The 12628-nt window shown below is 57.2% G+C and carries 15 protein-coding genes; 12 read left to right on the top strand and 3 right to left on the bottom strand.

Features of this window, described 5'->3' with window-relative positions; all coding sequences use genetic code 11:
* Position 1 precedes the first annotated feature (1 nt).
* Together eutK and eutR are read left to right on the top strand one after the other, a co-directional pair.
* Positions 2 to 532, top strand: a complete 531-nt coding sequence (eutK, locus tag P349_RS10400; protein ID WP_032646716.1) for an ethanolamine utilization microcompartment protein EutK — start codon at positions 2 to 4, stop codon at positions 530 to 532.
* 48 nt (positions 533 to 580) lie between these two features.
* Complete coding sequence (gene eutR / locus P349_RS10405) at positions 581 to 1633, top strand: HTH-type transcriptional regulator EutR (protein WP_024907601.1); 1053 nt, start codon at positions 581 to 583, stop codon at positions 1631 to 1633.
* Between the two features lie 108 nt (positions 1634 to 1741).
* On the opposite strand, the gene hemF is transcribed toward eutR, so the two are convergent.
* Positions 1742 to 2641, bottom strand: a complete 900-nt coding sequence (gene hemF, locus P349_RS10410) for an oxygen-dependent coproporphyrinogen oxidase (protein WP_032646715.1) — start codon at positions 2639 to 2641, stop codon at positions 1742 to 1744.
* Entirely contained in the window at positions 2641 to 3516 is an 876-nt protein-coding gene (gene amiA / locus P349_RS10415; RefSeq protein WP_024907603.1) for an N-acetylmuramoyl-L-alanine amidase AmiA, read from the bottom strand. The genes hemF and amiA overlap by 1 nt, the downstream gene beginning before the upstream one ends.
* 212 nt (positions 3517 to 3728) lie before the next feature.
* Between amiA and P349_RS10420 the strand changes: the two genes are divergently transcribed.
* From P349_RS10420 to pdxK, 10 genes are all read left to right on the top strand, one after another.
* Positions 3729 to 4154: a GNAT family acetyltransferase gene (locus P349_RS10420; RefSeq protein WP_024907604.1), complete on the top strand. Its 426-nt coding sequence runs from the start codon at positions 3729 to 3731 to the stop codon at positions 4152 to 4154.
* Positions 4141 to 4590, top strand: coding sequence for a DUF2919 domain-containing protein (locus P349_RS10425; RefSeq protein WP_032646712.1), 450 nt, complete (start codon positions 4141 to 4143; stop codon positions 4588 to 4590). The genes P349_RS10420 and P349_RS10425 overlap by 14 nt, the downstream gene beginning before the upstream one ends.
* A gap of 63 nt (positions 4591 to 4653) precedes the next feature.
* Positions 4654 to 5229 carry an RpoE-regulated lipoprotein gene (locus P349_RS10430; RefSeq protein WP_032646711.1) on the top strand — a complete coding sequence of 192 codons (576 nt, stop codon included), beginning with the start codon at positions 4654 to 4656 and terminating at the stop codon, positions 5227 to 5229.
* A gap of 92 nt (positions 5230 to 5321) precedes the next feature.
* Positions 5322 to 6221 carry a Dyp-type peroxidase gene (locus tag P349_RS10435; RefSeq protein WP_023332959.1) on the top strand — a complete coding sequence of 300 codons (900 nt, stop codon included), beginning with the start codon at positions 5322 to 5324 and terminating at the stop codon, positions 6219 to 6221.
* A 173-nt stretch (positions 6222 to 6394) separates the two neighbouring features.
* The gene (locus P349_RS10440; RefSeq protein WP_032646709.1) at positions 6395 to 7408 is read left to right on the top strand and encodes a sulfate ABC transporter substrate-binding protein; all 1014 of its coding nucleotides are present in this window, start codon (positions 6395 to 6397) and stop codon (positions 7406 to 7408) included.
* Positions 7408 to 8241: a sulfate/thiosulfate ABC transporter permease CysT gene (gene cysT, locus P349_RS10445; RefSeq protein ID WP_004123378.1), complete on the top strand. Its 834-nt coding sequence runs from the start codon at positions 7408 to 7410 to the stop codon at positions 8239 to 8241. The genes P349_RS10440 and cysT overlap by 1 nt, the downstream gene beginning before the upstream one ends.
* Positions 8241 to 9116: a sulfate/thiosulfate ABC transporter permease CysW gene (gene cysW / locus P349_RS10450; protein ID WP_032646707.1), complete on the top strand. Its 876-nt coding sequence runs from the start codon at positions 8241 to 8243 to the stop codon at positions 9114 to 9116. Before cysT ends, cysW begins: the two co-directional genes overlap by 1 nt.
* Positions 9106 to 10200 carry a sulfate/thiosulfate ABC transporter ATP-binding protein CysA gene (gene cysA, locus P349_RS10455; protein WP_008501607.1) on the top strand — a complete coding sequence of 365 codons (1095 nt, stop codon included), beginning with the start codon at positions 9106 to 9108 and terminating at the stop codon, positions 10198 to 10200. The genes cysW and cysA overlap by 11 nt, the downstream gene beginning before the upstream one ends.
* Positions 10201 to 10317: 117 nt before the next feature.
* Positions 10318 to 11229: a cysteine synthase CysM gene (gene cysM / locus P349_RS10460; protein ID WP_032646706.1), complete on the top strand. Its 912-nt coding sequence runs from the start codon at positions 10318 to 10320 to the stop codon at positions 11227 to 11229.
* 5 nt (positions 11230 to 11234) lie between these two features.
* Positions 11235 to 12071, top strand: a complete 837-nt coding sequence (pdxK, locus tag P349_RS10465; RefSeq protein WP_032646704.1) for a pyridoxine/pyridoxal/pyridoxamine kinase — start codon at positions 11235 to 11237, stop codon at positions 12069 to 12071.
* Positions 12072 to 12115: 44 nt separating this feature from the next.
* On the opposite strand, the gene crr is transcribed toward pdxK, so the two are convergent.
* Entirely contained in the window at positions 12116 to 12625 is a 510-nt protein-coding gene (gene crr / locus P349_RS10470; protein WP_003861316.1) for a PTS glucose transporter subunit IIA, read from the bottom strand.
* Positions 12626 to 12628 lie beyond the last annotated feature (3 nt).

Here is a 12628-nt window from a genome sequence, read left to right as displayed (position 1 = left end):
GATGATCAATGCACTGGGATTACTGGAAGTGGATGGCATGGTGGCTGCCGTCGACGCGGCAGATGCCATGTTGAAAGCCGCTAACGTGCGTCTGTTGAGCCACGAAGTGCTCGATCCTGGCCGGCTGACGCTGGTGGTGGAAGGCGATCTGGCTGCGTGCCGCGCAGCACTGGATGCCGGCAGCGCTGCCGCAGCGCGTACAGGCCGTGTTATCAGCCGTAAGGAAATAGGCCGGCCGGACGATGACACCCAGTGGCTGATCGGCGGTTTTACGCGCCAGTCGAAGAAACCAGAACAGAAGCCAGAAGTGAAAACAGAGGTAAATCCGCAGAAGACGCAGGATGCCCCGTTGACGTCTGAATCCTCTGAGCAACTTCTGGCGCTGTTGACATCGGTCCGTCAAGGAATGACGGCAGGAGAAGTGGCTGCCCACTTTGGCTGGTCACTTGATGAAGCCAGAAAGGCGCTGGAACAGCTCTTTTCTCACGGAGCGTTGCGTAAACGCAGTAGTCGCTATCGCTTAAAAAATTAACCTGTCGGAGGGCCGGGGGCTTCGTGGAGGCTTCCGGCTTAAAAGATCATGAAAAAGACCCGAACTGCAAACCTGCACCATCTTTATCATGAAGCATTACCCGAAGACGTTAAACTTACGCCGAAAGTGGAGGTGGACAACGTTCATCAGCGGCGAACAACGGATGTGTATGAGCATGCGCTGACGATTACCGCCTGGCAGCAAATCTACGACCAGCTGCATCCGGGAAAATTTCATGGCGAGTTCACGGAAATCCTGCTCGACGATATTCAGGTGTTCCGTGAATACACCGGACTGGCGCTGCGTCAGTCATGTCTTGTCTGGCCGAACTCGTTCTGGTTTGGTATTCCGGCCACGCGCTGCGAACAGGGATTTATTGGCACCCAGTGTCTGGGTAACGCTGAAATTGCCACCCGCCCGGGCGGGACGGAGTTTGAACTGAGTACGCCGGATGATTACACCATTCTGGGCGTCGTTATTTCGGAAGAGGCGATTGCCCGTCAGGCCAACTTCCTGCATAACCCGGAAAGGGTGATGCATATGCTGCGTAACCAGTCGGCGCTGGAAGTGAAAGAACAACACAAAGCTGCTCTATGGGGCTTTGTGCAGCAGGCGCTGGCGACATTTAGCGAGAATCCGGTAAACCTCCATCAACCTGCGGTACGCAAAGTGCTGGGCGATAACCTGCTGCTGGCGATGGGCACAATGCTGGAAGAAGCGCAGCCGATAATCACGGCCGAGAGTATCAGCCATCAGAGCTATCGTCGCCTGCTGTCGCGTGCGCGCGAATATGTGCTGGAAAATATGTCAGAGCCGCTGACCGTACTTGACCTGTGTAATCAGTTGCACGTCAGCCGTCGGACGCTGCAAAACGCCTTTCACACGATACTTGGAATTGGTCCGAATGCCTGGTTAAAACGTATTCGTCTGAACGCCGTGCGTCGCGAGCTGATAAGCCCGTGGTCGCAAAGCGTGACGGTAAAAGACGCCGCCATGCAGTGGGGATTCTGGCATCTGGGGCAGTTTGCCACTGACTATCAGCAATTGTTTGCGGAGAAACCGTCGTTGACGCTGCATCAGCGTATGCGCCAGTGGGCGTGATGACATTATTGTGCCGGATACGACGCTTTGCGCCTTATCCAGCCTGCGGGGCGGTGCCTCAGTCAATGCAGGCCTGATAAGGCGCTAGCCGTCATCAGGTCAGGTAAACTACACCCAGTCGCGGATCTGAATAAACTCGCTAAGGGCGGCTTCCGGGCTGTTCGCTTCCGGCTGCCAGTCATATTCCCAGCGCACCAGCGGCGGCATCGACATTAAAATCGACTCCGTGCGCCCGCCGGTCTGCAGGCCGAACAGCGTCCCGCGATCCCACACCAGATTAAATTCCACGTAGCGCCCCCGACGGTAGAGCTGGAACTCACGTTCGCGCACGCCATAGTTGGTGTTTTTACGGCGTTCGACAATCGGCAGGTACGCGTCGGTATAGCCTTCACCCACCGCGCGCATAAAGCTGAACGCGGTATCAAAATCCGGCGTGTTGAGATCGTCAAAGAACAGCCCGCCGATGCCGCGCTGCTCGTCGCGGTGCTTCAGGTAAAAGTAGTCGTCGCACCACTTTTTAAATTTCGGGTAGACGTCTTCGCCAAACGGCAGGCAAAGATCCCGCGCAGTGGTGTGCCAGTGCACGGCATCCTCTTCGAAGCCGTAATAGGGCGTTAAGTCGAAACCGCCGCCGAACCACCAGACCGGGTCGGCGCCCGGTTTTTCCGCAATGAAAAAGCGCACGTTGGCGTGGCTGGTCGGCACAAACGGGTTGTGCGGATGCACCACCAGCGAGACGCCCATCGCCTCAAAGCTGCGGCCTGCGAGCTCGGGACGATGTGCCGTCGCAGACGCAGGCATGGCGTCGCCGTGAACGTGGGAAAAATTCACGCCCGCCTGTTCGAAGATGCCGCCGTTTCGCAGCACGCGGCTGCGCCCGCCGCCTCCAGCCTCGCGCTGCCAGGTATCTTCCTGAAATTCACCGCCATCTGCGGCGGCCAGTTTCTGGCAGATCTCATCCTGCAGCTGCAGCAGGAAGGTTTTGACCAGTTGAGCATCGGGTTTCATTAACGTTTCCTGGAGTGCGCTTTTTGGTTATCGAACCAGTTGAAGTAACTGATAATGCCGGAGGCGATGGCGTTGGCGATCTTCTGACGAAACGCCGTGGTGCCGAGGAGTCGCTCCTCTTCCGGGTTGGTAATGAATGAGGTTTCCACCAGCACGGACGGGATGGACGGTGATTTCAGCACCACGAACGCTGCCTGCTCGGTGCCTTTACTGTGCAGACGATGCACTGGCTTAATCTTCTTCAGAATATGCGAGCCGAGCGTCAGGCTGTTTTTGATCGTATCCGTCTGCACGAGGTCGAACAGCACCTGCTGTAGCAGGTGGTCTTTGTCAGTGGCTTTCTTCCCGGCGACTTCATCCGCCCGGTTTTCGCGGTCGGAGAGGTATTTCGCCATGGCGCTACTGGCGCCACGGTTGGAAAGCGCAAACACCGAGGCACCGGCCGCAGAAGGGTTGGTAAAGCCGTCGGCGTGGATCGACATAAACAGATCCGCCCCGTGCTGGTGGGCGATCTCTACGCGGTCATACAGTGGAATAAAGGTATCGCCAGAGCGCGTCAGACGGGCGTCAATGCCGTTACTGCGTAAAATTGCGCGCACATTTTTTGCAATTGCCAGCACGACGTGTTTTTCTTTCGACCCGTTTTTGCCGATGGCGCCGGTATCAATGCCGCCGTGCCCTGGGTCGAGCATCACCAGACGCTTCGCGCCCGGCTTTTTGGCTTTCGGTTTGCTGTGTCCGTTACTGGTTTTGAGCGTGCTCTCGTCTTTCGCCTGAGCCTGCTTTGCGATGCCCGTTAACGTTAAGGCCGCCAGCCCCGCTTTGAGAACCTGACGACGCGATGTGAGTGCTTTTAATGGTTTGAATGTGCTCATGCGGCCTGAATACTAAAAAATGGGGTCCTGGTGTTATATCGTATCGTGTTTCCCGTTACGACAGTCCATATTGAGAATTGTTTTACTTTTCATTTCAATACGTGACAAAGTGACATTATGCCAAATTTTGGCGAGATTTTCCCCGGTTATTGGCTAAAGGCGTGCTTCGCGCCATAATCACTGTTTTTAAACCCGAAAAGGCGGTTAATACCATGGAGATACGCGTTTTTCGCCAGGAAGATTTCGAAGAGGTGATCACCCTTTGGGAGCGCTGCGATCTGCTGCGTCCGTGGAACGATCCGGAAATGGATATCGAACGTAAGGTGAATCACGACGTCAGTCTGTTTCTGGTCGCGGAAGTCAATGGCGAGGTTGTGGGGACGGTAATGGGCGGTTACGACGGCCACCGCGGCTCGGCCTATTATCTGGGCGTTCACCCGGAATACCGTGGCCGCGGCATTGCCAATGCGCTGCTGAACCGACTCGAGAAGAAGCTGATCGCCCGCGGCTGCCCAAAGATCCAGATCATGGTGCGGGAAGATAACGACGTCGTACTGGGCATGTATGAGCGTCTGGGCTATGAACATGCTGACGTGCTGACTCTGGGCAAGCGTCTGATCGAAGATGAAGAGTACTGAGATCCATCCGGCTGACTATGACGCGCAGGGCCGCGTCAGGCTGCCCTTTTTATTCTGGTGCGTTCTGCTGCTCCAGGCCCGGACCTGGGTGCTGTTTGTGATGGCCGCCGCGTCGCGCGGGCAGGGCGACACGCTGCTGAATCTCTTTTATCCCGATCACGACGCCTTCTGGCTCGGACTATTGCCGGGCGTACCGGCGGTGGTGGCGTTTTTGTGCAGCGGCCGGCGGCAGGCGATCCCGCGTTTGTGGCGCGCGCTTCGCGGGCTGCTGATCCTTGCCCAGATTGCGCTGCTCTTCTGGCAGCCGGTACTCTGGTGGTACGGTGAGCCGCTGACGGGCATCGGTATTGCGCTGGTGGTTGCCGATATTGTGGCGCTGCTGTGGCTGCTGACAAACCCGCGTCTTCGCGCCTGTTTTGCGCCTCAGGACGATTAATCCGGCACTTTTTGCCGATGTCGCACTCCAACAAGCGTTGATTTAATTAGAAAGGACGTTTCAATGAAATCGCTGCGTTTACTTTTATGCGCTCTCCCGCTGGCGTTGACCGGCTGTTCGACGCTCTCCTCCATTAACTGGTCCGCCGCGTATCCGTGGAACTGGTTTGGCTCATCAACGGAAGTGACCGAGCAGGGCGTGGGGAAAATTACCGCCGCGACGGCGCTGGATCAGAATGCTATTCAGGATGCGCTCAGCAGCGATTACCGTCTGCGTAGCGGCATGAAAACGGAGAATGGCAATATTGTTCGCTATTACGAAGCGCTGAAGGGCGACAAGCTGGCGCTGGTGATCAACGGTGACAAAGGCACGGTAAACCGAATTGCGGTGATGGATGAAGATATTCCGACCGCTAGCGGCGTGAAAGTAGGGACCCCGTTTAGCGAGCTTTATAAGCAGGCTTTTGGTAATTGCACCAGCTTGCCGTCTGACGACAAGGTCGCGGTGGAATGTAAGGCGGAAGGCAGCCAGCACATCAGCTATGTCTTCACCGGAACCTGGAGCGGACCGGAAGGACTGATGCCGTCTGACGACACGCTCAAGAGCTGGAAAGTGAGCAAAATACTCTGGAAGCAGTAATTTGCGCCTGAACAAACCGCCTCGCTGAAATCCGGGTATAATACCCGCCATCAATGCCACGCTGACGTGGCATCTTTATTTCAGGAGGAGCGATGTCTCAGGTTCAGAGTGGCATTTTGCCAGAACATTGCCGCGCGGCGATTTGGATTGAAGCCAATGTTAAAGGGGACGTGGATGCCCTGCGTGCGGCCAGTAAAGCGTTTGTTGATAAGCTGGCCACCTTCCAGGCCAAATTCCCGGAAGCCCACCTCGGCGCCGTTGTTGCCTTTGGCAATAACGTCTGGCGTCAGTTGAGCGGTGGCGAAGGGGCGGAAGAGCTGAAGGACTTCATCCCTTACGGCAAAGGTCTGGCACCTGCGACCCAATATGATGTGCTGATCCACATTCTCTCCCTGCGTCACGACGTGAACTTTTCCGTTGCCCAGGCCGCTGTGGCGGCCTTTGGCGACAGCATTGAGGTGCAGGAAGAGGTTCACGGCTTCCGCTGGGTCGAAGAGCGCGATCTGAGCGGCTTCGTCGACGGGACGGAAAACCCGGCGGGTGAAGAGGTTCGTCGCGACGTGGCGGTGATTAAAGACGGCGTGGACGCGGGCGGCAGCTACGTGTTCGTGCAGCGCTGGGAGCACAACCTCAAGCAGCTTAACCGTATGAGCGTGCACGACCAGGAGATGATGATTGGTCGTACTAAAGAAGCCAACGAAGAGATCGACGGCGACGACCGTCCCGTTACCTCTCACCTGACCCGCGTTGATCTCAAGGAAGACGGCAAAGGGCTGAAGATTGTTCGCCAGAGCCTGCCGTACGGTACCGCAAGCGGCACGCACGGCCTCTACTTCTGCGCCTACTGCGCGCGCCTGTATAACATTGAGCAGCAGCTGCTGAGCATGTTCGGCGATACCGACGGTAAGCGCGACGCCATGCTGCGCTTCACCAAACCGGTGACCGGCGGCTACTACTTTGCGCCGTCCGTTGAGCGTCTGCTGGCGCTGTAATAGCCTTTCTCCCTCTCCCTGTGGGAGAGGGCTGGGGTGCGGGCATCAGGCCGCACCCCTTATTCCCTTTTCTGCTTCTAAATCACTAAACGGTATATAAAACCGTTACTCCTTTCATCCCCGTTATAAATATTATGACTATAAGATAGTCATCACATTTATAAGGGTGCGCAATGGCCGTTACTGTACTAAAAAAAGGAACTCTGGCGCTGGCAGGTTTACTGCTGGTGGCACAGGCGCAGGCGACTGAACTGTTAAACAGTTCGTATGACGTCTCCCGCGAGCTGTTTGCCGCCCTTAACCCACCGTTCGAACAGCAGTGGGCGAAAGACAATAACGGCGATAAGCTGACCATCAAGCAGTCCCACGCCGGGTCGTCCAAGCAGGCGCTGGCGATTTTGCAGGGCCTGAAAGCGGATGTGGTGACCTACAACCAGGTCACTGACGTGCAGATCCTGCACGACAAAGGCAAGCTGCTTCCGGCGGACTGGCAGAGCCGTCTGCCGAACAACAGCTCGCCGTTCTACTCCACCATGGGCTTCCTGGTGCGTAAGGGCAACCCGAAGAATATCCACGACTGGAGCGACCTGGTGCGTTCCGACGTGAAGCTGATTTTCCCGAACCCAAAAACCTCCGGTAACGCGCGTTACACCTATTTAGCGGCGTGGGGCGCAGCGGACAAGGCTGACGGTAACGATAAAGCCAAAACCGAGCAGTTCATGACCCAGTTCCTGAAAAACGTCGAAGTGTTTGATACCGGCGGCCGTGGGGCGACCACGACCTTCGCAGAACGCGGTCTCGGCGATGTGCTGATCAGCTTTGAATCGGAAGTGAATAACATCCGCAAACAGTATGAAGCGCAGGGCTTTGAGGTCGTTATCCCGAAAACCAACATCCTGGCCGAGTTCCCGGTGGCGTGGGTGGATAAAAACGTGCAGGCAAACGGTACCGAGAAAGCGGCAAAAGCCTATCTCAACTACCTGTACAGCCCGCAGGCGCAGACCATCATTACCGATTACTACTACCGCGTGAACAACCCGGACGTGATGAACAAGCTGAAAGACAAATTCCCGCAGACCGCGCTGTTCCGCGTGGAAGATCATTTCGGCTCCTGGCCTGATGTGATGAAAACGCATTTTGCCAGCGGCGGTGAGTTAGACAAACTGCTGGCGGCGGGGCATAAGTAATGTTTGCAGTTTCGACAAAACGCGTGCTGCCGGGCTTTACCTTAAGCCTCGGGACCAGCCTGCTGTTCGTCTGCCTGATCCTGCTGTTGCCGCTCAGCGCGCTGGTGATGCAGCTTGCGCAGATGAGCTGGGCGCAGTACTGGGATGTGGTCACCAACCCGCAGGTGGTGGCGGCCTATAAGGTGACGCTGCTGTCGGCGTTTGTCGCCTCCATTTTTAACGGCGTGTTTGGCCTGCTGATGGCGTGGATTTTAACCCGCTATCGCTTCCCGGGCCGTACGCTGCTTGACGCCCTGATGGATCTGCCGTTTGCGCTGCCGACGGCGGTGGCGGGCTTAACCCTCGCGTCGCTCTTCTCCGTGAACGGGCTGTACGGCGAGTGGCTGGCGAAATTTGACATCAAGGTGACCTATACCTGGCTCGGTATCGCGGTGGCGATGGCCTTTACCAGCATCCCGTTTGTGGTCCGTACCGTGCAGCCGGTGCTGGAAGAGCTGGGTCCGGAATACGAAGAAGCGGCGGAAACGCTGGGCGCCACGCGCTGGCAGAGCTTCCGCAAGGTGGTGCTGCCGGAGCTCTCTCCGGCGCTGATGGCGGGCGTCGCGCTGTCGTTTACCCGCAGCCTCGGCGAGTTCGGCGCGGTGATTTTTATCGCCGGGAACATCGCCTGGAAAACGGAAGTCACCTCGCTGATGATTTTCATCCGTTTGCAGGAGTTTGATTATCCGGCGGCGAGCGCAATTGCCTCGGTGATCCTCGCAGCCTCGCTGCTGCTGCTGTACTCAATTAACACTCTGCAAAGTCGCTTTGGTCGACGTGTGGTAGGTCACTGATGGCGGAAGTTACGCAATTGAAGCGATACGATGCACCCCGCATCAACTGGGGTAAATGGTTTCTGATTGGGGCGGGCGTGCTGGTTTCCGCCCTCATTCTCGTCGTGCCGACGGTTTATATCTTCGTTCAGGCGTTCAGCAAGGGCCTGATGCCCGCGCTGGAAAACCTGGCAGACCCGGATATGCTGCATGCCATCTGGTTGACCGTAATGATTGCGTTGATCACCGTGCCGGTGAACCTCGTGTTCGGGACTCTGCTGGCCTGGCTGGTGACGCGCTTTAACTTCCCGGGACGTCAGCTGCTGCTGACCCTGCTGGATATCCCTTTCGCCGTATCGCCGGTGGTGGCGGGTCTGGTGTACCTGCTCTTTTACGGCTCCAACGGCCCGCTTGGCGGCTGGCTGGATGCGCATAACCTGCAGATCATGTTCGCCTGGCCGGGTATGGTGCTGGTCACCATCTTCGTGACCTGTCCATTTGTGGTGCGTGAGCTGGTGCCGGTGATGTTAAGCCAGGGCAGCAACGAAGACGAAGCGGCGGTGCTGCTGGGGGCTTCGGGCTGGCAGATGTTCCGCCGCGTGACGCTGCCGAACATTCGCTGGGCGCTGCTTTACGGCGTGGTGCTGACCAACGCCCGCGCGATTGGTGAGTTCGGTGCCGTTTCCGTTGTCTCCGGGTCGATTCGCGGTGAAACCCTGTCGCTACCGCTACAGATTGAACTGCTGCAGCAGGACTACAACACCATCGGCGCGTTTACTGCCGCAGCGTTGCTGACGCTGATGGCGATTTTGACCCTGTTTTTGAAGAGTGTGGTGCAGTGGCGTTTAGAAAATCAGGAAAAACGTCAGCATCAGGAGGGAAATCATGAGCATTGAGATTGCCAATATTAAGAAGTCTTTTGGTCGCACCCAGGTGCTGAATGATATCTCGCTGGATATCCCTTCCGGACAAATGGTGGCGCTGCTGGGGCCGTCTGGCTCGGGTAAAACTACGCTGCTGCGTATTATCGCCGGGCTTGAGCATCAGACCAGCGGGCATATCCGTTTTCACGGCACCGACGTGAGCCGCCTGCATGCCCGCGATCGTAAAGTAGGTTTTGTGTTCCAGCATTACGCGCTGTTCCGCCACATGACTGTGTTCGACAACATCGCGTTTGGCCTGACCGTGTTGCCGCGTCGCGAGCGCCCGGATGCGGCAACCATTAAGGCGAAGGTGACCAAACTGCTGGAGATGGTGCAGCTGGCTCATCTGGCGGACCGTTTCCCGGCCCAGCTGTCCGGCGGTCAGAAACAGCGCGTGGCGCTGGCGCGTGCGCTGGCCGTTGAGCCGCAAATTCTGCTGCTGGATGAACCTTTCGGCGCGCTGGATGCACAGGTGCGTAAAGAGCTGCGCCGCTGGCTGCGTCAGCTCCATGAAGAGCTGAAATTCACCAGCGTCTTCGTGACCCATGACCAGGAAGAGGCGATGGAAGTCGCGGATCGCGTGGTGGTCATGAGCCAGGGTAACATTGAGCAGGTTGACGAGCCGGAGCAGCTCTGGCGCGAACCGGCGACCCGCTTCGTGCTGGAGTTTATGGGCGAGGTAAACCGTCTTCAGGGTACTATTCGCGGTGGGCAGTTCCACGTGGGTGCGCACCGCTGGCCGCTGGGCTACACCTCCGCGCATCAGGGACCGGTCGATCTGTTCCTGCGTCCGTGGGAAGTGGACGTGAGCCGCCGAACCAGCCTGGATTCACCGCTGCCGGTGCAGGTGCTGGAAGCTAGCCCTAAAGGTCACTACACCCAATTGGTGGTACAGCCCCTGGGCTGGTATACCGAGCCGCTGACCGTGGTCATGCGCGACGACGTGCCGCCGCACCGAGGAGAGCGCCTGTTTGTCGGTCTGCAGCACGCCCGTATTTATCACGGCAAGGAGCGCATCGAGACGCGCGAGGATATTGCTCTGGCGGAGTCAGCCTGATAGGTTATTAGGATGTTTATCGCCCGGTGGCGCTGCGCTTACCGGGCCTACAGTTATCACTGCGTCTTGTAGGCCGGGATCGCTGCGCGCGCCCGGCTTTTTTATTGAGTAAAAAACGTGAATACACTCGAAAACACCATCGGCAACACGCCTCTGGTCAAGCTTCAGCGCATGGGGCCAGACAACGGCAGCGAAATCTGGGTCAAACTCGAAGGCAATAACCCGGCGGGGTCGGTGAAAGACCGCGCGGCGCTGTCGATGATTGTCCAGGCCGAAAAGCGCGGCGAGATTAAGCCGGGCGACGTGCTGATTGAAGCCACCAGCGGTAACACGGGTATCGCGCTGGCGATGATTGCGGCGCTGAAAGGCTATCGCATGAAGCTGCTGATGCCGGACAACATGAGCCAGGAGCGCCGTGCCGCGATGCGTGCCTACGGAGCCGAGCTGATTCTGGTGACCAAAGAGCAGGGGATGGAAGGCGCGCGCGACCTGGCGTTAGAAATGGCCGAGCGCGGCGAAGGTAAACTGCTCGATCAGTTTAATAACCCGGACAACCCGTACGCACACTACACCACCACCGGCCCGGAAATCTGGCAGCAAACCGACGGGCGTATCACCCATTTTGTCTCCAGCATGGGTACCACCGGCACCATTACCGGGGTATCGCGTTTTCTGCGCGAGCAGGATAAAGCCGTCACCATTGTCGGCCTGCAGCCGGAAGAGGGGAGCAGCATTCCGGGCATTCGCCGCTGGCCTGCGGAGTATATGCCCGGCATCTTTAATGCGCAGCTTGTGGACCAGGTGCTGGATCTTCACCAGCGCGAGGCGGAAAATACCATGCGTGAGCTGGCCGTGCGCGAAGGCATCTTCTGCGGCGTCAGCTCGGGCGGCGCGGTAGCGGGTGCGATTCGGGTAGCAAAGGCAAATCCGGGCGCGGTGGTGGTGGCGATTATTTGCGATCGCGGCGATCGCTATCTGTCTACCGGCGTCTTTGGTGAAGAGAGTTATTCGCAGGGGGCGGGGATTTAAGCGTCATGGAGATGATTCTATTCCGGGATAATACCCGGGCGCAGCAAACCGATATTGTCGCCGTGCAGTCGCAGGTGGTTTACGGCAGCGTGGGGAACAGCATTGCGGTACCGAATATTCGTACCCACAGGCTGAACGTTACCGCCGTGCCGACGGTACTGTTTAGCAACACGCCGCACTACGACACATTTTATGGTGGAGTGATCCCCGACGAGTGGTTCAACGGCTACCTTAAGGCGCTAGAAGAGCGCGAGATCCTGCGCGAGCTTAAAGCAGTCACCACCGGCTATATGGGCAGTGCCAGCCAGATCGTCCTGCTGGCGCAGTGGCTGAAGGCTGTCAAAGCGCAGCATCCCGACCTGCTGGTGCTGGTCGACCCGGTTATCGGCGATATCGACAGCGGAATGTACGTGAAGCCCGAGATCCCCGAAGCGTATCGGGAGCACCTGCTGCCGCTAGCGCAGGGGATTACGCCAAACGTCTATGAACTGGAAGTGTTAAGCGGCAAACCGTGCCGCACGCCGGAAAGCGCCATCGCGGCGGCACAGGGACTGCTCTCTGACAGCCTGAAGTGGGTGGCGATTACCAGTGCACCGGTCGCTGACGACCCGCAGAACATCCACGTGGTGCTGGTGACGAATGAAGGCGTCACCGTCAGCGCGCATCCGCGAGTAGAAACCGATCTGAAAGGGACGGGAGACCTGTTCTGTTCAGAGCTGGTGAGCGGCATTGTTGAGGGGAAAACCGTTGCCGATGCCATTCGCATGGCTGGCGATCGGGTGACGGACGTGATGCTTTATACCCAGTCGAAAGGTTACGACGAGCTTATCCTCCCCGCATAAACGAAAATGGCGCCCGAAGGCGCCATTTTTCTGTGCGGCAAGAATTACTTCTTGATGCGGATAACCGGGGTTTCACCCACGGTGACGCTGCCAGACAGTTTGATCAGTTCTTTGATTTCGTCCATGTTGGAGATAACAACCGGAGTCAGGGTAGACTTGGCTTTTTCTTCCAGCAGTGGCAGATCGAATTCAATCACCGGGTCGCCAACTTTCACACGCTGGCCTTCTTCCGCGATACGTTTGAAGCCTTCGCCTTTCAGTTCAACGGTGTCGATACCGAAGTGAACGAACAGTTCGATACCGCTATCAGATTCGATAGAGAACGCATGGTTGGTTTCAAAAATTTTACCGATGGTGCCGTCAACTGGAGCAACCATTTTGTTGCCAGTTGGTTTGATAGCAATGCCATCACCAACGATTTTCTCAGCAAACACTACATCCGGCACGTCTTCGATGTTGACGATCTCGCCGGAGAGCGGAGCAACAATCTCAATAGTTCCGGAGTCTTTTTTATCATCAGAAACCAGAGATTTCAGTTTATCGAACAAACCCATGAT

Source organism: Enterobacter sp. DC4 (genome assembly GCF_000568095.1).
Classification (GTDB): Bacteria; Pseudomonadota; Gammaproteobacteria; order Enterobacterales; family Enterobacteriaceae; genus Enterobacter; species Enterobacter pseudoroggenkampii.
This window is presented reverse-complemented; position numbering and strand designations above follow the sequence as displayed.

Coding starts and splice junctions, on each gene's coding strand:
- cysA (WP_008501607.1), top strand. CDS start 9,106: ATGAGCATTGAGATTGCCAATATTAAGAAGTCTTTTGGTCGCACCCAG.
- P349_RS10420 (WP_024907604.1), top strand. CDS start 3,729: ATGGAGATACGCGTTTTTCGCCAGGAAGATTTCGAAGAGGTGATCACC.
- crr (WP_003861316.1), bottom strand. CDS start 12,625: ATGGGTTTGTTCGATAAACTGAAATCTCTGGTTTCTGATGATAAAAAA.
- pdxK (WP_032646704.1), top strand. CDS start 11,235: ATGGAGATGATTCTATTCCGGGATAATACCCGGGCGCAGCAAACCGAT.
- P349_RS10435 (WP_023332959.1), top strand. CDS start 5,322: ATGTCTCAGGTTCAGAGTGGCATTTTGCCAGAACATTGCCGCGCGGCG.
- P349_RS10430 (WP_032646711.1), top strand. CDS start 4,654: ATGAAATCGCTGCGTTTACTTTTATGCGCTCTCCCGCTGGCGTTGACC.
- P349_RS10425 (WP_032646712.1), top strand. CDS start 4,141: ATGAAGAGTACTGAGATCCATCCGGCTGACTATGACGCGCAGGGCCGC.
- cysW (WP_032646707.1), top strand. CDS start 8,241: ATGGCGGAAGTTACGCAATTGAAGCGATACGATGCACCCCGCATCAAC.
- P349_RS10440 (WP_032646709.1), top strand. CDS start 6,395: ATGGCCGTTACTGTACTAAAAAAAGGAACTCTGGCGCTGGCAGGTTTA.
- cysT (WP_004123378.1), top strand. CDS start 7,408: ATGTTTGCAGTTTCGACAAAACGCGTGCTGCCGGGCTTTACCTTAAGC.
- hemF (WP_032646715.1), bottom strand. CDS start 2,641: ATGAAACCCGATGCTCAACTGGTCAAAACCTTCCTGCTGCAGCTGCAG.
- eutK (WP_032646716.1), top strand. CDS start 2: ATGATCAATGCACTGGGATTACTGGAAGTGGATGGCATGGTGGCTGCC.
- eutR (WP_024907601.1), top strand. CDS start 581: ATGAAAAAGACCCGAACTGCAAACCTGCACCATCTTTATCATGAAGCA.
- amiA (WP_024907603.1), bottom strand. CDS start 3,516: ATGAGCACATTCAAACCATTAAAAGCACTCACATCGCGTCGTCAGGTT.